The sequence below is a fragment of the Caballeronia arvi genome (assembly GCF_001544695.2).
In the GTDB taxonomy this organism is placed as follows: Bacteria; Pseudomonadota; Gammaproteobacteria; order Burkholderiales; family Burkholderiaceae; genus Caballeronia; species Caballeronia arvi.
Genome location: NZ_FCOM02000073.1, coordinates 1 through 20,930, shown reverse-complemented (window position 1 = coordinate 20,930; position 20,930 = coordinate 1). Strand labels below are relative to the sequence as shown.

Sequence of the window (20,930 nt, the reverse complement as noted above, 5' to 3'; positions counted from 1 at the left end):
CACTCACTCCCCGTAATACCAGGCCGAACGTGAGTTCGCCCATCTGAAACCCCAGCTCTTCAACAGCAGGCCGAGTTGCATGTTCTGATTCGGATCTTCGACCCATAAGCGGCCGCCGTCAGCCGCTCTTTTATCGATGACATAAGCGCCTGAGAAGCAGGCGACTTCGCGTTGCAGTTCCGCGAAGGTCAAAGGGCCGACTGTCACGCAGTCGTTGCGCGAGCGGACCGGGTCGGGTTTTGGCTGAGCGGGCGGTTCGGTGCGGCGTGTTTCGATCTGGCTGTAGACGGGCGGGTCGGCGCGACGGGTTTCATTCGGGGTGAGGACCGACTTCGGGGCAACGGGTTGGGATTTCGCTCTGCTAACAGCATTGTCGGGGAGAATACCGAGACGGCTCAGGTCAGCTTTCGCTTGCCATTCCCAACCATGCTTGTGCACGATCCGACAGCGAGCGCCTGACTTGAAGCCGTATCGCAGGTCTACCGTTCCGCCGTGATAGGAAGTGGAGTAGCGGTTGAACTTGAGCGTGGCGGCGTCATACACGTATGCCGCATTGCCGACCGTGCTGAACTCGACGATGATGTACTCCCCGATCTGCATGATGAATGCATCGAGGTTCCTGTTTCCTGTCAGTGAGGCATATGAGTCGCTCTCGCGTGCGATCAATGCGCGGATGTCCTTGTTCGTCCGCGCAAGCATCAAGGTATCGCTGCTGAAGATCAGCCGAGTCCAGGTGATCTGGCTCATATACCCGCTCCAGAACGCGAGCCGGCCTTCGTCCGCGCTGTTTCTCGCGGCAAGCACATCGAAGAAATCGCGCAGATTGCCTTCGTTCACCCATTGCAGAACCATGCGCCAGATCTCTTCCGGCACCCGATTCCACGCCGTCGCGATTCCGGCAGCCTTGAGCTTCGGGTTACGCCACACATTCTTGTCGACGACAAAGTCGCGCAACGCTTCGTGCACAGATCGTTCGGCCAGCCGATAGTAACGGGCAAGAATCAGTTCGAGCGCCTGATCGCGATACACAGGGCGCGAACGAATCAGCTCCAGCAAACGTGGAATGCACGCATGGAAAGCGCTATCCGTGTCTTCAGTGCATGCGCGAACCGCGCTTAGCACGAGCGCCTGCCAGAACCAGCTACCTTCGGGAATGCCCACGCACTGGGCCAAGGCATCGAGCGCCGCCTCGTTTCCATCAAGGAAGTCCCGGGCGAACTCATCAGTCGCGCCCTCCGTGATCAGCGCCGGGTACTCGCGCAACGTGCGCAGCCACTCCGGGACCGCCACATTCTGGTTGGCTCGATCGATGAGCGGCCAGGTTTTTTGCAGCAAGCCGCGCAGTGCGGCCCACCCCTGCTCGGCAGCCGGCGAGACTGCCCGCGGATCGTGGGAGAAATAAGACGTCAACAAGCCGAACCACGTTAGACGCCACAGCCGGCCGGCGGTCGCTTCTTCCTCGTACCAGTGCAGCGCTTCCTGAAGCTTGCGACTGGCAATCGGAGACTCTCCGCGACGCTCCTCGATCTTCGTGTTCAGGGCGCCGGCGAGCGCGTCATATTGAACCTCATCGAGTTCCTTCCCGCGCACGAAAGCCAAAGCGGCGGCATAAGCGTCCTTGCCGGAAGGCCGCGCGCTCGCATAGGCTTGAAAGACCGCCTTGGCGTGATTGCTGGCGCGCTCGACCAGTTCAGGCCGACCCAATTCCTGCCAATCGGAAAACATGCGGCGCAGGGCTTCTTCGAGAGAGGTAGCCAGGGAAGCGAGTGGTCCGGTCGTCACGGACATTGCCCAAACTCCTTCGATGCCGGCGCCGAGATCGTCGACGGGTTCTCATCCAGCGCCCAAAACTCGACCTTCAGTTCGACCCGGCGGCTGGCTTCCTTCGATTCCTTCGTCGAATTGAATGAATATCCGCCGACGAGGAACAGATCGCGAATCTGAGTTTTCTGCGCTATGTTCAACGGCGCTTCTGTCTGCGATGGCGAAACGAACAGTGCACACACGACACGCCGGCTGCGATCAAGACTCAGACCGAGGTTGTACAGATAGCTGCCGTCCTGATCCGTGAAGCCCTCGACGACGATGCGGCGAATCCATCTCCGTCCGATGTCAGTTTGCTGAGCTTTTAGGAGCACCGGCACGTAGCGGCGCAGGAAGCGTGCGCCATTGGACGTGATGTCGGAGCGGCCACTGTCGAAGCGAACCACATCGCCTAGGTCGATGCGATAAGTCGATTCGTTGACCTTGACCTCGGGAAATTCGCGCGACAGTTCCTTGATCTGCGACATGAGTTCGCGAATATCCGTCTCGCGCTGAATCTTCCGCTGCTCGACCGATGACACGCTGTTCGTGACCGTGACGAGCGTCGTCGCCATCACGACGAGGAAGAGCGTCATCAGCGCGGACATCAGGTCCGAGAACGAAATCCAGAACGGACTTTCACTTTCCGCCTTCGCGGCGCGCTTGAGCGTGATCTTCGAGAACATGGTTTATGCCGCGCGCTTCATGCGTTGCAATGCGGTGCCGAGTTCCTGGACGACGCCCGTGAGTTGCTGTACACCATCGCCCAGGTGACGGTCGGTCTGGGCGATCGTTTTGGTCAACTGGTTGGACATTGCGTTGCCGAATTGCTCGAACGAGTGCGTTAGCGCTTCGTTGACACCGGTAAGGTATTCGGTCGTCTGACGTTCCACGTTCTTCAAGGTATTCACGATCCGATCAAGGTCCGACATCATTCGGCTCGTCAGACCGGTTTCGGTCTGTGCGGACTCCACGAGTTTGCTGAGAATGCCGACGTATTCCTGCACCGCTCCGCGCGTGCGATCGTATTCTTGGAATGCCGCGTTGACCGCCGACGATGCACTCTGCAAAGCCGCGGACGTCCGCTGAAGATCGTTCGCGACCGCCGACGATCTGTCGAACACGGTCACGACCGAAGCGCCAGCGGTTTCGAAACGTTGCGCCGCGGCGCTCAAGGTTGCGGCACCACTATTCATGCCGTCGATGGCACGAATGCTCACGTTTTGGAGCTCGTTGATGTTCGTCTGCGCGCGCGTGATCTGCGCAGCCACCATTTCCGAAACTTGCGCGAGTTGCCTGGTGACTTGCTGAATTGTCTCCTCGGTCCGGCGCACCATCGCGTCATTGCGCGCCTGATCCTGTTGCGCGGCCGCTTCTCTCGACAAATGGAGCGCGGCCATCGATGCAGATACCTCGCTCAGCACTTTCTCGACCGCACCGTTCATCACGCGCGCGGATTCTTCGTGCTGACGGCTCGCGCCTGCGCCTAGCTCGGCCGCGAACTGGCGTACTTGCGCGGCCATCGCGTCCTGGTGCCCCGACAGGCCAGACAGGACCTCGTGCGTGCTGCGGCTCAAAGCGTCACTACGGGCCTGATCTTGCTGCGCGGCCGCTTCTCTCGACGAATGGAGCGCGGCCATCGATGCGGACACGTCGCTCAGCACCTTCTCGACCGCCCCGTTCATCACTCGCGCAGATTCTTCGTGCTGACGGCTCGCGCCTGCGCCTAGCTCGGCCGCGAGTTGGCGCACCTGCGAAGCCATCGTATTTTGGTGTCCCGACAGGCCGGACAGGACTTCGTGCGTGCTGCGGCTCAATGCGTCGTTGCGCGCCTGTTCCTGCTGCGCGGAAAGCGTGCGGCTTTCGGCGAGACTGTCCAGCGCGCCGCTCACGCGTGTCATCATCTGATCGAGGGTTTTATCCATGACAGCCTGATTCTTTTGCTGCTCCTCGACCGCGGTCTTGCCGAAGTCCTGCGCGAACTGACGCATCTGCGCAATCATCAATTCCTGATGACTGGAAAGCCCGGCGATCACGTCTTCGGTTCGTCGCGCGAGCGCAGCGTTGCGCTCTTCTTCCTGACGGGACGACGTTGCACGGCTATCGGCCAGACTTTCCAACGTTTCGTTCACGCGCGTCATCATCTGGCCGACGGTCGCGTCCATCGCCTGCTTCGTCCTGCTGTGCTCGGCCGTCACGAGCTGCCGGAACTCATTGACGAACTCGCGCATCTGGTTCGTCATGGTTTCCTGATTGGCGGCAGCGGTCTTGAGCGCTTCTTCGAGCGTCCCGGTGACCCGAGCCGACGATTCCGTACTCGTCCGGGCAATGTCGCCCAGCAGTTGCTGCATTGAACCCTGCACGGCGGAAATCGCCGAAAGCGAATGCTCGATCTGCTCGCTGACACCGCGCATCTGTCCGCCGAACGTGTCTTCCAGCTTCGCCATGAAACCCGTCAGCATGGATTCAAGCAGACCACTCACCGCTTCGCCATTGCCGCGACTCGTATGCTCCATGGCGTCGGTCATGCGCTGCAGCGGCGCGGCAAGCGACGTGTGCAAAGTCTGACCGATCTGCTCACCTAGCGCCGCGGTGGCGCTGGCCTGTGCCGCGATCTGCCGATCGACGAGTTCGGTCATCATGCGGCTCAGGTCTTCGACCATCGCATCTTTCAGTTGCGCGGCATGCGCTTCGCTCTTCTCGGAAGCGTGCACGAGACGTGCGAGATATTCTTCGCCGGCGCCGGTGTTGTAGAGCGCATCGATCGCGTGATTGAGCTGTTCGACGCGACGATAGAGAAATGTGAGAACGAGCCGGCCCAGGAAAGTCACGAAGATCGCGCAGCCGATCGCCACAGCTGACGCAATGAAGGCGTGGGAAACACCGCCCAGGAGCGGCGACAAACCCGAGACGGCTTTGGCGGGCGTCGAGGGATCGAACTTGCCAAGTCCCTGAAGCAGACCGGCAAAGGTCCCAATGATGCCAAGACCTGTCAGGATGCCAGGAGCATGACGCGCGAAGTCGTCGAATAGACGGCTATCGACCAGTACGTCCCGCGTGAAATAGGTTTCTGCCGGAAGGGTCGCACGAATTTCCGACGCACCGTTTGCGGTCCGTCGAAGCGGATGCAGGGTATCGCGATATTCGAGCCACAGATGTCTGAACGGCTCGTGCTTGAAAAGCGAAGCAAGCGAATCAGGATCGGGGCCTATTCCGGCGTGGCGCACGCCCTTCACGATTGCGGAAATCTGCACAAACACCACCCCGCCCCGACCAACATATAAAAGTATCAGCGCGAGCGTAATGACGACGACCAGACAGAAAACGACCAGGGGCAAGCCAGACAGATAACGTAGGGAAGGATCTATGGAAGCCAGAAAAGTCTGGAGGCCGTTGGTCATTTAGCTCTCTCTTGGAATAATTATGTTTAAACGTTGGCCAGACTACGTACGCAGCCAGGGCGTCCTCCCGATGACGTCCCAATTTACATTCCAACACCGGCATACGCGCCGGCGGCCCGGAATTTATAACTCTGGCACACTTCGGAACCGCCACTGCCCCGTACAGTGCGTAAGCGTGTCGCTGACCTACGCCGAACCGGGAGGCCGTGCCGATTTCGATGTTTACGGCGGATTTTACGAAGTCTTAAGCAACGGCAAAGTTATCGTCCTAGCATAAAATTCAACACAGCCTCATGGTGGGACGCCATTGGCGCGGCGACCAGGGGGCTTGGCCGGGTCAACGTTGTAACCGTAAGCAAAACCGGCGTTGGCATGAGCACGTGGTCAAGATGCACTCTGATCGACACAACATTGGAGCTATTACCCGAGGCCCGGAAGCGTGCGTATGCGAATGCACTCTCGACGCGTACCACGAGGGCCTCGAAGTAAAAAGCGCCAGGCTGAGAAGAAGGTGAACGTAGCGGCAGGTCTCGCGGCCTGCGGCGGCAACGCCGATGCCCTTCTCAGATCCAATTGTCCTCGTTCCGATCCAGGTTGGAGTGTTGGCCAAAATCGGTGTCATCTTTGGCATGGAGATCAACGCAGCAATGTTGACCACGCTTGTCACATCCGTACTGGGAGCATCAGAGCGTAGCGGTGATGCGCTACGTAGCTGTTCATAAAATGCTTCCGCTACGCTGCGACCCTTGCCAGATAAGGGTTGTAGCGCTGTAGCGGAAAAAACGGCGAATTGAACGCTTTTTGTCTTCCCCCGCCGGATCCCCGGAAATTTCGGATACTGGGTTACGTTTCAATGCTGGCGCGGGTTTCGGGGTAACCGACGCTCAGTTACGTAACCTGCCGAAAACCCCTTCGGTTACCGGCAAACCCTTGCCAGATAAGGAAGTTAACCGCGCAACCGAAAAACACGGGTAACCGCGGAAGAAAAAAAGAACCGCGCGGCAGGTGAGCAGGTGACCTGTGGACGCCCTTGAGGTGCCGACGACTCTCGATGAGTTTGAGTCAATGTCGATCGGCTGCACTACGCAGGGCCCAAACAGGCTGTCGAGGGGATGTTGCCCGCGATAAAGGCTCGCTGTGGTGATCTGTTGACTTGCGTCGGGGCAGTAGCCGACACGTTGATTGATGCGGAATTCCGCCATACCACAATGTAGTACAAGTCGCCCCGAGTCGACCTGCGTACGTACGCTGCCTCAGAACATGGCGCAGAAGGCACGAGCGCGCGGACGAGGCGATGCACAACGCAACGGAGTCGATCTTGCGCGTCACGCAGATGATGGCCGAGATTCGCGATTCGTCGCTGCAACAGAGCACGGCATCGAAAATGTCAATAAGACCGTCGCTCAGATGGACGAAATGATGCAGCAACACGCGGCGCTGGTGGAGGAAGCGGTGGCGGCGTCTTCGCTGCATCACAGACGCGCGAACTGAACGAAGCAGTGTCGCTCCGAGATTTCCGATGCCCTGCCTGAATTTGCGGCAGCGGTGTTACACCTGAAGTTCATCTGGACGGAGGTGTAACGCTGTGGTGTAACGACGGATCCCGTGCTGCTATTGGGTGTGCGCCGCGCGTTACACCTGCTACACCTGTTACACCGAAAAAAAGCAAGGTTCGCGAAATGGCCCGAGGCGCGCTGTGATTCCCGCAATTGAGGCACGTCCGGCCTCATGCAACGGGTCACAGACGAACGAGTTCGGAAGACAACAACGCTACAGGGGTGGGGGTAGCGAATCTCTGGGCCGAACTCGCCCGGGACCGACCGTTCCGGCGCATTTTCACATCCACAAAATTCTTGTTTGCGGTTTAGCCCATTTGCTGCGATTTTTCGATCGCGTGCGGTGTGAAGTGGACCCCTGCCCGCTTGCTTTCGCATCGCACCAGGCGTCGGAGGACAGCGCCTCGGTGTGATGCCACTTGCGCATCTGTAGTTACAAAAACCTCTTGCACTCGAAGATTTGCGTAACTACAATAACTCACATGGACATCACATTCGACCCCGCAAAGAACGGCTCGAACCTTGCCAAACACGGCGTTGAGCTTTCCCTCGCTGCTCGTATCGATTGGTCGGATGTCTGGTTCGATGTCGATGACCGCGCTGATTACCTCGAACTTCGCGAGATCGGTTACGCGCTCATCGACGGTCGCCTCTATTGCGTGGTGTATACGCAGCGCGGCGACAAGATGCATGTGATCAGCCTGCGCAAGGCTAACCGACGCGAGGTGAAGCGCTATGACGAAGAAACATGAAATCTATATGCCGACCGAGGAAGAAGATGCCGAGATCAATCGCGGCATCGCTGCCGATCCGGATACCTTCGTGCCGAGCGACGAACAGTTCGCGCGCATGAAGCGTCGTGGCGGGCGGCCGCGTTCTGAATCGCCGAAGGTCTCTTTGACGGTTCGATACGACGCGGACATTATTGAAGCATTCAAGGCATCAGGGGATGGCTGGCAAACGCGCATGAACGATGCGCTGCGCGATTGGCTGAAGGATCATCAACCCGCCTAGGCCTCTATCAATTATTCGACTGCAGGATTTCAATGGTCACAGCTTGGGCGGCGTGCGGCGAACTGAAAACACCTGACGATCTTGCTAAGAAGTTGGCGTTTGACTTGGCGCGCATGCGCGATCCAGGGCAAAGGCTATACGCTGCTTTCGACTTTTTCGTCACGACCGAACACGTCGTGGATTGGTTGCATCCGAACGATAACGACGCTGACAAAGCGAATCGCTCTGCTCTGAGGCAAAGTTCGATACTGCTACAGGTCGTATCGCATTTAGCGAATGGTGGGAAGCATTTCCAGGTTACCCACAAAAGCACAAGTCTGTTACCGACGTGCAGACGTTGGGCTATGTGGTACCGGACTATGTTCAAGACGACTACGTTGAAGCCGGACTCATCGTCTCGCTTTCAGTCGCTGAAGCGGAAGAACTTCGAAAGCAAATGGTGACCATTGGGAACTTCGGTGTCGACGCGGTCATCTTGGCCACTGAGGTTTTAGCTTTCTGGAAGCAAAAACTTTCTGCGTCGCCCGAAAAAATCCACTTATAACCGCCACGTACGCGGGTATGGTAATGCGTGGGTCAAACGGCGCGAGCGCATCCTGCTACGCGACTGCGCTCCGTGTCAGGTCTGCAAACGCGCTGGTCGCGTGACGATTGCGACCGACGTCTATCACATCATCTCGAAGGCACGTTGTAGGACCGATGATGACGACAACCTCCAGGCGTAACCGCGACAACCGGCATTCGACGTGGTCTGTAACCGCGTGCGCGGTTACGCGAATGTGCGGTTACAGAATTGCGGTTACGCCGAAAGCCTTGTTGCAAAAGGGGTTGGCGCATGCGTAACCGCTGTAACTGCTGTAACCGCGAAATTTCACTATGTACGTAGGTCACAGGAGCACCGAGCCTTTCCCGTCAAGTGTTGTCGCGTAATCAAACGAGTGCATTACGCGCACGTGTCAACAGGCGAACGATTTCGGAGGCAGCAACGCTGAAGGGGGTGGGGGTATCGAATCTCTGAGCCGATTTCGACCGGGACCGACCGTTCCGTCATTTTTTCGTACCCGCGAAATTAAAAATTCAAAGTTAGGGCAATGGGACGCGTCGCGACGGTGCCCAGCGGGGGCAGAAAGCTGGGACCGGATGCACGGAGGGTCGCTGCCCGCAACCCCGGAAAACGGGCGCTGAACAAGGGCGAGCCCGCTTTCGGCGCAGTTCCGAACCGATCCCCGCAAGGTTGAGCAATGGACGCCGTTGAGTCGGACGCGTCCGGCGCGACGATGTCGAGCCGCTCTCTCCCATCCGAACCATAGCTGACAACCCGCGTCACCCAGGCCTCGGCGCAGTACTGATCCTTCACTCGGGGCACATGACGCGATTCCGTAGCGGCCGGATCGGTCACGTGCCGCAATGCGCCAGCTGCCCTACGATGCCATTCGGCGTGTTGGCAAACGGGCGGCGCCCGACGCAAGCAAAGTCAGCAGTGCGATGGTACGCAACGGGGTGGCCATTCTCGCCTCCAACATGAGTACAACTACCCGCTGCGTCCGGATGAGCGATCGAACCTCACCTCCCTCCTTCGAAATCCCCTCGGGTGCCTTCCAGACTGATCTGCGGCGCCAGCAGGCATGGAGAGCCGCATGGTGTGCCGTTTCCGGATGGCATCGAGCCGGGAACCTGCTCGCGGCTCAACACCCCTCTCACGACGCGACCGTCGCGCTCGACCACGATCTGCACATCGAGTATCGCACCCGCCTGCGGCGCTCCCGGAAACTCGATGTGCATCGAGCCCGTGCAGTCACTATTCACCTGATACTCCCCGGTCTGCCCCTGCGCGAAACCCGCCGAATTGACCGCGCCCGGCCGCGCCATCCCGGTGTTCATCAGGAAGTCTTTGCGCGTGAACGACCCTCTGCCATCGAACGTCTGTACCGCTACGCCGTCGATCAGTTGCGGACTCGCGTACGGATAGATCGTTCCGCCAACGATGATGCCGACCAGCGAACCGTGAGCGGCAAAGGCGTAGGTCCCTCTCAAGGTAGCGTTCGAGCACTGGTGATCATCTGCGCGTGCGACGCCGCCCGAGAGCAGCAATGCGCCCGCCAAGGCCGTGTAAGCACTCCAGAATCGGTGTTTCATTTCGGTCCCCTTTGTCATCGACACTTGTCCATACTGCGGCGGCGGCGGGTGGCGAACAATGGAGACGAGGTGAAGAAATCATGAATGGCGGGCGCTTTCCAAGCTTCGCGAGGAGGAAAACTGCCCTACTCTTTATCGAAACGGATCGCCGGCATTCATGGAGGCGCCTCGTGTCGAAAAAACCAGACAACCGTTCACGACTCACGACGGCCATGACTGCCCGCCAACGCTGGACGATACTGGTCGCGAGCACAGGCGGCGCACTCGAAGTCTTCGATTTCGTGATCTATGGCTTCTTCGCCCGCAACATCGGCGCTGCGTTTTTCTCCATGCACGCGGGCACATCCGGCGAAACGCTGTCCTTCATGGTGCTCGCTATCGGCTATCTGTCGAGACCTGTCGGCGGCATCCTGTTTGGCCGCCTGGGCGATCTGTATGGCCGGCGCATTGCCTTCCTGTCGTCCGCGATGATTGCGTCCGTGGCGACCTTCCTCATTGGAGTGCTTCCTACATATTCCGACTGGGGCATCGCTGCGCCCGTGCTTCTCGTGTTGCTGCGATTGATTCAGGGATTGTGTCTTGGTGGAGAACTCCCGGGTGCCGTCGTCTATGCGGTGGAAACCGCCCGCGCCCGACCGGGGTTCCTATGCGGCATCGTGTTCGTCGCCGTCAATCTCGCCCTCCTCCTCGCGACTTGCGTCAATCTCGTCGTGCAAAGATCGTTCACTCCCGTCCAGATGGACGCGTACGGCTGGCGGCTCGGCTTTCTCATCGGTGGCATGATCGGTCTATTAAGCTTCGCGATACGCAGGCGTCTCGCCGAAACCGACGAGTACGCGCGCGCCGTCAGCGCGCGCCATCGTGCGCCCTTCGGCATGCTCTGCCGTCGACATTCCATGCGCCTGGTGACGGGCACGGGCGCGTGCCTTCTGGTAGGTGCGTCGAGCGGCATCTTGATCGGTTATCTGCCGTCCTATCTGCGCGGACTCCACTATGAGCAGGCCCAGATCATCGACGCGCAAATCAGATATCTCATCGTCGTCGCGGCGTGCATCCTCGTTACATCGCATCTCGGCGACCGCGTGTCCCGCCGTCAGGTGTTCAGACTCGGCACGGTTCTCTCCGCACTCTTCGCGCCCATCTTTTTCATCGCGGTGACGAATCGTTTGTGTAGCCTGGCCGGATTATATGTAATGGCCGGGGTCGTCGCATCACTGGCGAACGGCACTTACGCTTGCGCAATCGCCGAGTCGTTTCCGCTCGACGTCCGGTTCAGCGGCGTCGCCACCGCGATGAATCTCGGGCTCACCTTGGCGCTCGGGCTGACACCCCTCGCCGCGCATTTCCTGGATGCGCGACTGCGCGCTTCGCCCGCGCTCGTCCTGGTGGCGTGCGCGCTGCTGTCGTTCGCCGCATCGTTCGGGATGGCGCGCAACGCCCGGCCGGCCAACGCAACGGATGTGAGCATACGATCGCCCCTGAGAGAGCGCCCATGAACACGCCTGGCTCCGCGGACATGGAAGACGTCGAACTGGACACGCGCCGCTACGAGTTGCGGCGCCGCGGCGAACCAGTCAAGCTCGAACGTCTGCCGATGGAGCTGCTGATCCTGATGGCATCGCGCAACGGGCAGCTCGTCACGCGCGCGGACATCGTGCGGGCGCTGTGGGGCGCGAATGCGTACCGTGAAACCGACACCAGCATCAATACGGCCATCCGTAAGATCCGTGTCGCGCTCGACGAAGACCCGGACGTCCCGCGCTATCTGATTACAGTCAAGGGCAAGGGCTACCGTCTGGAAGGCATTCGAACAGTGGCCGGGGAGCCGGGCGCGCCTGCTACGCCAGCTGTACCGATCCGCGTACTGGTTTTGCCGTTCGAGAACAATAGCGACGACATCGGCCTCGACAGTTTTTGCGCCGCGCTCGCTGACGAGACCTCCGCGAATGTCGGCATGCTTGATCCGCAGCGGATCCTGGTAATCGCACGCACCACGGCCGCTCGCTATCAGCGGGGCAACAAGAGCATCGCGCAGATCGCTCGCGAGCTCGATGTCGACTATGTGCTAGAAGGATCGCTGATGCGTGAAGGCGGACGGGTTCGCATCCTGGCGCAACTGATTCGCTCCTTCGATCAAGTGCAGCTCCTGAGCTGCGCGCACGAGCCGATGGCGAAAGGCGCCCTCGATATTCAAAAGGAAGTTGGCGCGGCGCTAGCGAGGGAGGTCTCGCCCGCCCTCGCCGAGCGGCAGCAACACAGGTTGTCACGCAGGCTGCCAATCGATCCGGCCGCGCACGACGCGTATTTGCGCGGGCGCTACTACTGGACGCGCCGCGTGCATTTTGATGCCGGCTTCGCCGCGCATCATGCGCTGAACGACGAGGACTTCATCCGTGCGCACAGTTACTTCGAGACCGCTCTGGATCTCGACCCAACCTATGCACTGGGCTACGTAGGGATGTCGAACATCTACGGGTCCACGGCGACCCATGGCTTCTATGCGCCTTCGCAGGGCTATCCGAAAGCGCGCGAGGCGGCACTGCGCGCCTTGGAGCTGGACCCAAGCCTCCCCGAGGCGCATCAGGCTCTCGCGGGCGTCCATTACTTCTACGACTGGGACTGGCGCCGCGCGGAAGAGGAGTTTCTCGCAGCGCTGCGCCTGAATCCGAGCCACGCCGAAACCAGCCGCCTCTATGCGCGACTGTTACTCGTGCTCGGCCGGGAGGCGGAAGGACGCGCCCAGTTTGAACTCGCGGAAAGAGTCGATCCCCTCGGATTCGAAGGTTCGCGCGTCTTCGGGCTCGTGCAGTCGGGTCGGTATGACGAAGTGATTCGTGAGTATCTCAGCGTGGGGCGCGGCCCGAGCTCGCCGCTCATTTATCAATTGCTCGCGACCGCTTTCGAGGTCGAGGAGCATTTCGAGGAAGCGATAGACGCAACCATCGACGCGCTCACGCGCTGCAATGAATTCGCCCGTGCCGAGGCGATTCGGACAGTGTGGTGTTCGGGCGGCTATAAAAAGGTTCTCGAATGGTACCTACAAGATTTGCTGGCAAGACGACGACACCGATACACCTCGCCTTTCCTGCTCGCCGAGATCTACGCGCGGCTCGAGAGGCCGGACGAGATGTTCCACTGGCTTGAAGTCGCGCTCGCCGAACGCTCGCCTCGGCTTTGCGAGCTTCGCACGAACGCGTGGTTCAGGCGTTTCCGCTCGATGGGACGTTTCCGCCATGTCGAACGGCGCATCGGCCACTGACTTTCCGTGGGACCGTTCAGTGATGGCGAAACGTATCGGACCGCATACGCATTTCACTTGACCGGGCCGAGTCGCCAGGACTGGAATAACTTCGATCCAGGGACGAAAGCGAACCTGCGCTCGCCGACGTATCTGCTACGCCGCCGACATCCTTTGCGGACTGCGTTGATTGAGGCTGGGTCGACTGTCTGTCTTGCGCCCAAACGTGGCACGAGACGACCATCGCTGCGACAACCGCTACGACTTGGGTCATTTTCATTTCGGCTTACTCCGGTTCCGGATTTAGCACGGCTGTCAAGAAACCAGCCGTGAACGTCGGCGCGTAGAAGAAGCCTGCGGGTGGCTGTGACTTCGCGCCTAGCCGTCAGGATGCGCCGAGCGGCGCACGGGGGCCATCGACGAAACCTGAAGAAACGCTTAAGCACGCCCGGTTGAGCCGGCGTCTAGTCGGCAATCCGCCATAAGTGTGCCGCGGATCGACCCTCAACCGACACTCAGCAACGCCCGATACAAACGTCCGGTTCCCGGACGGAGCGGCCGATCACAATGTGCTGTGCTTCCACGACCTGAACAGATCCAGTAGCGTCCTTACCTGGCGGCCCAAGGTCACCTTCCGGTGCCACACCGCGCCCACGTCCATTGTCGGCACCGCCACGCTCAGGTCCCTGCGGCTGATGCGATTGCCTTCCAGCGACCACGGCCGATAGACGAGATCAGAAAGTATGGTCACGCCCTCGCCCAACGCGACGAGACTGCGCACCGCCTCGATCGATGTGCTCTGCATGCGCACGCGCGGCGCGAAGCCGAACTTGCCCCAGTAACGAGCGACCGTCTGCACATGCTCGTCCATGTCGAGCAGGAGGTAATTTTCTTTCGCGACGTCTTCGAGCGTGACGCGCTGCGCTTCGAGCAACGGATGATCGGGCGGCGTCCACAACCGGCGCGGCGAGCGGATCATGGTTTCGCACTTCAGGTCGTCGTGCAGCGCGGTGTTGGAGACGAGCAGCAGCGCCAAGTCCAGTTCGCCGTCGAGCAACTGGCGCTCGATGGTCTCGCGCTCGCGCTCGACCACTTCCACCTGCAGATTCCGAAAGCGTCGCGTGATGGTCGACATCAACGACGGCAGCAGATATGCAGAAATCGTCTCCGTCATGCCGATCCGCGCAAGCCCCGAGATTTGCCCCGGCTCTTCCTGCGCCGCCAGCACCGCCTCTCCCACCGATTGCCGCGCCTGCTGCACATGCCGCAGAAAGCGCACGCCCGCATCCGTGAGGCGCACGCCCTTGGCATGGCGCGCCAGCAACGGCACGCCAACCGCGTCCTCGAGGTTTTGGAGCGCAATGGTCATCGATGATTGCGAGACGTTGCACAGATTCGACGAATACGAAATTTGCCCGGTGTCGGCGACGGATAAAAAGTACTCGATCTGGCGCAGGGTGATCTGGCGCGGCATGCGGAGCGGCCCCGATGTGAGGTATTGAAAAACTCTATATTGCCGGATCAAAAATATGAATTTGGTTTCGTTCCTGGTTTCGTAGGATCTCGCCATGGAACCCGGAGACGTGATGGAAGTACAGGAAAAAAAGGGCTATTGCACACTTTGCCGTTCGCGCTGCGGCACGATTAACCTCGTGCGCGGCGACCAGTTGACGGAAGTGCGTCCCGACCGCGACCACCCGACAGGCCACGCGATTTGTCTGAAGGGCAAGTCCGCGCCGGAACTCGTACACAGCCCGCATCGCGTGCTTCATCCGATGCGCCGCACCGCGCCGAAAGGCGCCGCCGATCCGGGCTGGATCCGCATTGGCTGGGACGAGGCGCTGGACGAAATCGCCGCGAAGCTCGATACGCTGCGCCGCGAGCACGGCGCGGAATCGGTGGCTTTCGGCGTGACGACGCCCAGCGGCACGCCGATGAGCGACAGCATCGACTGGGTCGAGCGCTTTATTTGGTCCTACGGCAGCCCCAACATCTGCTACGCGACGGAAATCTGCAACTGGCACAAGGACTTCGCACACGCGTTCACGTTCGGCTGCGGCATTCCGGTGGCCGACTACCGCCACGCCGAAGTCATCCTCCTATGGGGCACGAACCCCGCCAACACGTGGCTCGCGCAGGCCGATGCGATCGCGGCGGGACGTCGCAACGGCGCGAAGCTGATCGTCGCCGATCCACGCCCGACGGCGCTCGCGCGCGAAGCGGACGTCTGGCTGCGCGTGCGTCCTGGCACCGACACCGCGCTCGCAATGGGCATCGCGCGGCGCATCATCGACACGCGCGGCTATGACGACGCGTTCGTGCGCGCATGGACCAATGCGCCGTTGCTGGTGCGGCGCGACAACGGCCATTTTCTGCGCGAGCGGGATATCGATCCCCATTCGCCGGCGAATCGTTATGTCGTATGGAACGCGACGCGCAGCCGTGCGGAAGCGCTCGGTGAGGAAGCGCAGACGTCTCCCGCGGACTTCGCGCTCGATGGTCAATACAGGGTCGCTGCGTTCGAATGCGAACCGGCATTCTCGTGCTACCGACGCGCGTTGGACGATTTCACGCCCGAGCACGTCGAAGCCGTCACCGGCGTCGCGCCCGATGCGCTCGAACGTGCCGCCGCGCTGCTCGCGCCGGGCAAGCGCATCGCATATCACGCGTGGTCGGGCGTCGGCCAGCACACCAATGCGACGCAGACCGAGCGCGCCATCGCAACGCTCTACGCGCTGACGGGGGCGTTCGACACGCGCGGCTCGAATCGCGAATTCGTCAGGCAGCCGGCCAATGCCGTCAGCACGTACGCACTCTGCGCGCCGCAGCAACGCGCCAAGGCGCTCGGCCTCGACGAACGTCCGCTCGGCCCGCCTGCGCAAGGGTGGATCACGGCGCGCGACATGTATCGCGCGATGCTCGAAGGCGAGCCGTACAAGGTGCGCGCGCTGTTCGCGTTCGGCACCAATCCGCTCGTCTCGCAGCCCGATGCCGACAGCGCGCACGCCGCGCTGAGCCAGCTCGAATTTCACGTGCACTGCGACCTCTATGAAACGCCCTCGTCGCGTTACGCAGATATCTTTCTGCCGATCAACACGCCGTGGGAACGCGAGGGCTTGCGCATCGGCTTCGAAATCGATGAGCGCGCAGTGGAACTGGTGCAATTGCGTCAGCGCATGGTGACGCCGCGTGGCGAAAGCCGCGCGGACTACGACATCGTGTTTGCGCTCGCGACGCGTCTGGGCATGCGCGATGCGTTTTTCGGCGGCAGCATCGAGGCGGGATGGAACTATATGCTCGCGCCGCTCGGCCTCGACGTCGAAACGCTGCGCGCGCATCCCGAGGGCATATCGCCTCCACTCGAACAACGCGAGAAGCAGTACGCGCTGCCGACGCACGACGGACCGCGTGGTTTTCTTACAGAGACGCTGCGCGTCGAGCTGTATTCGGAGAAGCTGTTGCGGCACGGCTATCCGCCGGTGCCGGCTTATGTGCCGCCTGCGGGACTCGCGAACCAAACGCGTGACTCGGCTTATCCCTACGTGCTCACCTCGACGAAGAACGGCTACTACTGCCACAGCCAGCATCGCGGCGTAACGCGACTGCGCAAGCGCGCGCCCTATCCACTGATCGAATTGAGCGCGGCGCTCGCGGCGAAGAAGGACATCGAAAACGACGACTGGGTAGTGGTGCGCACCGCGCGCGGCTCGGCGCGTTTCGTCGCGCGTATCGAGGATGCGCTCGCCGATGACGTGCTCATCGCCGAATACGGCTGGTGGCAAGCGTGCGCCGAACTCGGCATGGAAGGTTTCGACGCACGTGGGACGCTCAACAGCAACTTCAGCAATCTGGTGTCAGGAAAACAGTACGATCCGCTCTCCGGCTCCATGCCGATGCGCGCCCTCGCCTGCGATCTGCAGCCCGATCCGTCGTTTGAACGCAAGCGGCGCGCTTGGAAAGGCTGGCGCGATTTCGTCGTGACGAAGCTCGCTGACGAAGCCGAAGGCGTTCGCACGGTCACCTTCGCCGCCAAGAACGAAGGCCCGCTGCCCGACTATCTGCCGGGACAACACGTGTCTGTGCATGTTGCGGCGCTCGGCGAACGCGGCACCACGCGCGCTTATTCGCTCGTCGGCCACGCAAAGGAGCGCGGCCGCCGCACTTACACGATCTCCGTGCGCCATCAGCCGGAAGGCGCGATGTCGAGCCATATCCACCGCGAACTCGCGGTGGGCGACGTTGTGACCTTGCGCGCGCCGGGCGGCACGTTCGTGCTGCCGATGCGCTCGCGCCAGCCCGTCGTGATGTTCGCGGGCGGCATCGGTATCACGCCGTTCATTTCGTATCTGGAATCGCTCGCATGCGATACCGCGACGAAGAAGCGCCCTGAGACATGGCTTTTCTATTCGAACCGTCACGGTGCGGCGCATGCATTCAGGCAGCGCATCGCGGCATTACGCAACGAAGGGCCCGCGCTGCGTGTGTTCAATTGCTATGCGCATCCGCGTCCGGGCCTCGATGTGGCGGGCATCGACTACGAACGCGCCGGCTATCTCGACGCCTCGGTCGTCAGCGACGATCTGATTCGACGCCGCGCGCGCTTCTATCTGTGCGGCCCCGAGCCGATGATGACATCCATCATCGATGGGCTCGTCGCGCGCGGCGTGCCTGCCTTCGACATCTTCAAGGAAGCGTTCCGCTCGCCGCTGCTGCCGCGCGGCGATGCATCGCAGGCCTTCACAGTGACATTCGCGCGTTCCAACAAGACCGCGCGATGGACGCCGACGCAAGGCAGCCTGCTCGCGTTCGCCGAGAGCATCGGCGTGTCGCTGCCGAGTGGCTGCCGCGTCGGCCAGTGCGAAAGCTGCGCGGTGCGCCTCGCAAAAGGCACCACCGATCATCTCTCGGGCAATGCACCCGAAGAACCCGACATGTGCTTCGCGTGCCAGGCGATTCCGCTGTCGAATCTCGTCGTCGAAGCCTAACGACTCACCACTCCCCTATCTACACACTCGCAAGCGCGCTTGACAGGAGACGTCAGCATGGAACAGGTCACACAGGCAAAGCCGCTACCGCCGGCATCGGACGCCGGCAACACAATGGAACGCATGGCTGCGCGCGTAACGCGCTGGGCCGAACGGTGGTTTCCCGATGCGTACATTTTCGCGGCGATCGCAGTCATCGTCGTGGCGGTGGGTGCGCTGGCGATCGGCGCGCCGGTGCAGCGCGTGAGCATCGCATTCGGCGACGGCTTCTGGAGCCTTATTCCCTTCACAATGCAGATGGCAATCGTAGCGATCTCAGGCTACGTCGTCGCCGTATCGCCGCCCGCGTCGAAGGCGATTGCGTGGCTCGCGCGCCTGCCGAAGAGCGCACGCAGCGCGGTGATGTTCGTCGCATTCGTGAGCATCGGCCTGTCGCTGTTCAACTGGGCGATCAGCCTCGTTTTCAGCGGCCTGCTGGTGCGCGCGCTGGCCCGCCGCACTGATCTGCGGATGGACTATCGCGCTGCGGGAGCCGCGGCCTATCTCGGCATGGGCGCGACGTGGGCCCTGGGCCTGAGCTCGTCGGCTGCGCAGTTGCAGGCCAACGCCGACAGCCTGCCGAAAGCGCTGCTCGCGATCACCGGTGTGATTCCGTTTTCGGAAACGATCTTCCTGCCGCAATCGATGCTGATCGTCGCCGCGCTCACCGTCGTGTCGCTCGCCATCGCGGGCCTGTCCGCACCGGTCGGCGATCGTGCACGCACGGCGCAGGACCTGGGCGTGCCGCTCGACGACGTCGACATGAACCTGGCGAAACCCACACGTCCCGGCGAGTGGCTCGAATACAGCCCGCTCGTGACGATCCTGCTCGCGCTGCTCGGCAGCGTGTGGATCGGCCATGAGTTCACGACGAAGAACCCGCTGCTCGCGATCTCGAACCTCAACACGTACAACTTCGTCTTCATCCTGCTCGGCATGCTGCTGAACTGGCGCCCGCGCCGCTTCCTGAATGCGGTTGCGAAATCCGTGCCGTCGACGGCGGGCGTGCTGATCCAATTTCCGCTCTACGGTGGCATCGCTTTCATCCTCACCAAAGCGGCGGCGCCCGGCGGCCTGCCCTTGTCGGACCATCTCGCGCACTTCTTCGTCGCGATCTCATCGCAGGGCTCGTTTCCCGCAGTGATGGGCGTGTACTCCGCAATCCTCGGCTTCTTCGTGCCGTCGGGCGGCGGCAAATGGATCATCGAAGCGCCTTACGTGATCGAAGCGGCCAAGTCCCTGCAGGTGCATCTCGGCTGGGCCGTGCAGATCTACAACGCGGCCGAAGCGCTGCCCAACCTGATCAATCCCTTCTGGATGCTGCCGCTGCTCGGCGTGCTTGGTCTGCGCGCGAAAGATGTGGTCGGCTTCACGTTCACGCAGCTCATTGTGCATATCCCCCTCGTGGTGTTCATGCTGTGGACGCTCGCGCCAACGCTGACCTACCACGCACCCGTCATGCCCTGAAAACACCACGAGGAAAATCTGCCAATGAAGATTCTGGATTCGACCGCCACGCGTTACGCGCTGCCCTTCCCAGAACTGATCAACGCCTTACGCGAGTCGTTCATCGAGGGGGCTCACGTGCCGCTTCGTCACAACCACAAGATCGAGACGGAAAGCGACCACGGCACCGTGCTCATCATGCCCGCGTGGCAGGAGGGGCGTTATCTCGGCATCAAGACCGTCAACGTGTTTCCCGGCAACGTGGCGCTCAGCCTGCCGGGCCTGCATTCGACCTATGTGCTCTACGACGCCCGCACCGGCGCGCCGCTCGCGCAGCTCGACGGCAACGAGATCACATCGCGCCGCACGGCGGCGGCGTCTGCTCTCGCGGCGAGCTATCTCGCGCGCAAGGACGCCACGCGCATGACGCTGCTCGGCGCGGGCCGCGTGGGCAGTCTCGTGCCGCAGGCGTATCGCGCCGTGCTGCCGATTCGCGAAGTCGACGTATGGGACGCGGTTCCTGCCGCATCGGAACGTCTCGTCGCGCGTCTGAACGAACTCGGCTTCCATGCGCGCGTCGCCGGCAACCTGCCGGAAAGCGTGGCGCGCGCCGATGTCGTGACCTGCGCGACGCTCGCCACCGAACCGGTCGTGCGCGGCGAATGGCTCGCGCCGGGCTCGCATCTCGACCTGATCGGCAGCTTCACGCCCGCGATGCGCGAAGCCGACGACGCGTGCTTCATGAACGCCACGATGTTCGTCGATACGTCGGAAGCGTTCCAGAAGTCCGGCGACCTGCTGGGTCCACTGCGGCGCAAAATCATCGCCGATCCGCAGCGTTGGCCGACGCTGGAAACGCTGTGCCGCCAGCAAGCGTCGGGCCGCGGCAACGACACGGAACGTACGGTCTTCAAGGCAGTAGGAACGGCGCTCGAAGACCTGGCGGCAGCCGCGCTCGTCTATGAGCGGTGCAGGCGGGCTTAGCGAACCCTGACGCTCGAGTCGATGGATATGCGCGCACATCCGCGAGCTTTGGAGCAAGCCGGATTGCTATCGGCCCAACCCGGAAGCATCGTCTGTCTTGATTTGGAGGCAACGCGGGTAGTCGTCGTCCGTCATCACCGTGGTCACCACTGACGGTAGCGGTTACTCCTATCGAGCGACAGATTCCCTTAGCAAACCTGCCATTGGAATGACGACTTTCAGCGTTGCCCGAACGGCAAATATTGGCCGGCGGACTAAACCGCTCGCGCGGTAGGGGCTACGGTCCGACGCTGGTGGTCAGTGAGAGGCCGGTCACCCGGCTTTATGT

General features: G+C 61.4%; 13 protein-coding genes and 1 pseudogene. 9 read left to right on the top strand and 5 right to left on the bottom strand.

From position 1 onward, the window contains the following. Positions 1-3: 3 nt before the first annotated feature. From AWB74_RS38625 to zorA, 3 genes are read right to left on the bottom strand one after another with little or no spacing between them, the layout of a single operon-like run. Complete coding sequence (locus tag AWB74_RS38625) at positions 4-1,788, bottom strand: EH signature domain-containing protein (protein ID WP_087039439.1); 1,785 nt, start codon at positions 1,786-1,788, stop codon at positions 4-6. After that, the gene (locus tag AWB74_RS38620; RefSeq protein WP_235024851.1) at positions 1,779-2,489 is read right to left on the bottom strand and encodes an OmpA/MotB family protein; all 711 of its coding nucleotides are present in this window, start codon (positions 2,487-2,489) and stop codon (positions 1,779-1,781) included. The genes AWB74_RS38625 and AWB74_RS38620 overlap by 10 nt, the downstream gene beginning before the upstream one ends. Positions 2,490-2,492: 3 nt before the next feature. Further along, positions 2,493-5,057 carry an anti-phage ZorAB system protein ZorA gene (gene zorA, locus AWB74_RS38615; RefSeq protein WP_143749422.1) on the bottom strand — a complete coding sequence of 855 codons (2,565 nt, stop codon included), beginning with the start codon at positions 5,055-5,057 and terminating at the stop codon, positions 2,493-2,495. A 1,423-nt stretch (positions 5,058-6,480) separates the two neighbouring features. Between zorA and AWB74_RS47720 the strand changes: the two are divergent. From AWB74_RS47720 to AWB74_RS46000, 4 genes and pseudogenes are all read left to right on the top strand, one after another. Then, a pseudogene (locus AWB74_RS47720) lies at positions 6,481-6,736 on the top strand (methyl-accepting chemotaxis protein); the annotation flags it as partial. Between the two features lie 506 nt (positions 6,737-7,242). Beyond that, positions 7,243-7,512, top strand: coding sequence for a BrnT family toxin (locus AWB74_RS38605; protein ID WP_061151849.1), 270 nt, complete (start codon positions 7,243-7,245; stop codon positions 7,510-7,512). Beyond that, the gene (locus tag AWB74_RS38600) at positions 7,496-7,774 is read left to right on the top strand and encodes a BrnA antitoxin family protein (protein WP_061151848.1); all 279 of its coding nucleotides are present in this window, start codon (positions 7,496-7,498) and stop codon (positions 7,772-7,774) included. Before AWB74_RS38605 ends, AWB74_RS38600 begins: the two co-directional genes overlap by 17 nt. Before the next feature lie 328 nt (positions 7,775-8,102). Then, positions 8,103-8,318: a hypothetical protein gene (locus tag AWB74_RS46000; RefSeq protein WP_143749420.1), complete on the top strand. Its 216-nt coding sequence runs from the start codon at positions 8,103-8,105 to the stop codon at positions 8,316-8,318. Between the two features lie 1,019 nt (positions 8,319-9,337). Here AWB74_RS46000 and AWB74_RS38590 read toward each other — a convergent pair. Then, positions 9,338-9,910, bottom strand: a complete 573-nt coding sequence (locus AWB74_RS38590; RefSeq protein ID WP_143749419.1) for a hypothetical protein — start codon at positions 9,908-9,910, stop codon at positions 9,338-9,340. Between the two features lie 80 nt (positions 9,911-9,990). Here AWB74_RS38590 and AWB74_RS38585 point away from each other — a divergent pair, with 80 nt between their 5' ends. Further along, a complete protein-coding gene (locus AWB74_RS38585; protein WP_235024850.1) occupies positions 9,991-11,406 on the top strand; it encodes an MFS transporter in 1,416 nt (471 codons plus the stop codon). After that, positions 11,403-13,169: a winged helix-turn-helix domain-containing protein gene (locus tag AWB74_RS38580; protein ID WP_061151845.1), complete on the top strand. Its 1,767-nt coding sequence runs from the start codon at positions 11,403-11,405 to the stop codon at positions 13,167-13,169. Before AWB74_RS38585 ends, AWB74_RS38580 begins: the two co-directional genes overlap by 4 nt. A gap of 541 nt (positions 13,170-13,710) precedes the next feature. Here AWB74_RS38580 and AWB74_RS38575 read toward each other — a convergent pair. Beyond that, entirely contained in the window at positions 13,711-14,622 is a 912-nt protein-coding gene (locus tag AWB74_RS38575; RefSeq protein WP_061151844.1) for a LysR family transcriptional regulator, read from the bottom strand. Positions 14,623-14,734: 112 nt separating this feature from the next. Between AWB74_RS38575 and AWB74_RS38570 the strand changes: the two genes are divergently transcribed. From AWB74_RS38570 to lhpI, 3 genes are read left to right on the top strand one after another with little or no spacing between them, the layout of a single operon-like run. Continuing rightward, a complete protein-coding gene (locus tag AWB74_RS38570; RefSeq protein ID WP_061151843.1) occupies positions 14,735-18,133 on the top strand; it encodes a molybdopterin-dependent oxidoreductase in 3,399 nt (1,132 codons plus the stop codon). A 57-nt stretch (positions 18,134-18,190) separates the two neighbouring features. Beyond that, positions 18,191-19,639, top strand: a complete 1,449-nt coding sequence (locus AWB74_RS38565) for a short-chain fatty acid transporter (protein ID WP_061151842.1) — start codon at positions 18,191-18,193, stop codon at positions 19,637-19,639. Between the two features lie 24 nt (positions 19,640-19,663). Further along, complete coding sequence (gene lhpI / locus AWB74_RS38560) at positions 19,664-20,602, top strand: bifunctional Delta(1)-pyrroline-2-carboxylate/Delta(1)-piperideine-2-carboxylate reductase (RefSeq protein WP_061151841.1); 939 nt, start codon at positions 19,664-19,666, stop codon at positions 20,600-20,602. Positions 20,603-20,930: the final 328 nt, after the last annotated feature.

Excerpts from the sequence above, each read along its gene's own strand:
- AWB74_RS38575 (WP_061151844.1), bottom strand. The coding sequence starts at position 14,622 with ATGCCGCGCCAGATCACCCTGCGCCAGATCGAGTACTTTTTATCCGTC.
- AWB74_RS38625 (WP_087039439.1), bottom strand. The coding sequence starts at position 1,788 with ATGTCCGTGACGACCGGACCACTCGCTTCCCTGGCTACCTCTCTCGAA.
- AWB74_RS38570 (WP_061151843.1), top strand. The coding sequence starts at position 14,735 with ATGGAAGTACAGGAAAAAAAGGGCTATTGCACACTTTGCCGTTCGCGC.
- AWB74_RS38565 (WP_061151842.1), top strand. The coding sequence starts at position 18,191 with ATGGAACAGGTCACACAGGCAAAGCCGCTACCGCCGGCATCGGACGCC.
- AWB74_RS38600 (WP_061151848.1), top strand. The coding sequence starts at position 7,496 with ATGACGAAGAAACATGAAATCTATATGCCGACCGAGGAAGAAGATGCC.
- AWB74_RS38585 (WP_235024850.1), top strand. The coding sequence starts at position 9,991 with ATGAATGGCGGGCGCTTTCCAAGCTTCGCGAGGAGGAAAACTGCCCTA.
- AWB74_RS38580 (WP_061151845.1), top strand. The coding sequence starts at position 11,403 with ATGAACACGCCTGGCTCCGCGGACATGGAAGACGTCGAACTGGACACG.
- lhpI (WP_061151841.1), top strand. The coding sequence starts at position 19,664 with ATGAAGATTCTGGATTCGACCGCCACGCGTTACGCGCTGCCCTTCCCA.
- AWB74_RS38605 (WP_061151849.1), top strand. The coding sequence starts at position 7,243 with ATGGACATCACATTCGACCCCGCAAAGAACGGCTCGAACCTTGCCAAA.
- AWB74_RS38620 (WP_235024851.1), bottom strand. The coding sequence starts at position 2,489 with ATGTTCTCGAAGATCACGCTCAAGCGCGCCGCGAAGGCGGAAAGTGAA.
- AWB74_RS38590 (WP_143749419.1), bottom strand. The coding sequence starts at position 9,910 with ATGAAACACCGATTCTGGAGTGCTTACACGGCCTTGGCGGGCGCATTG.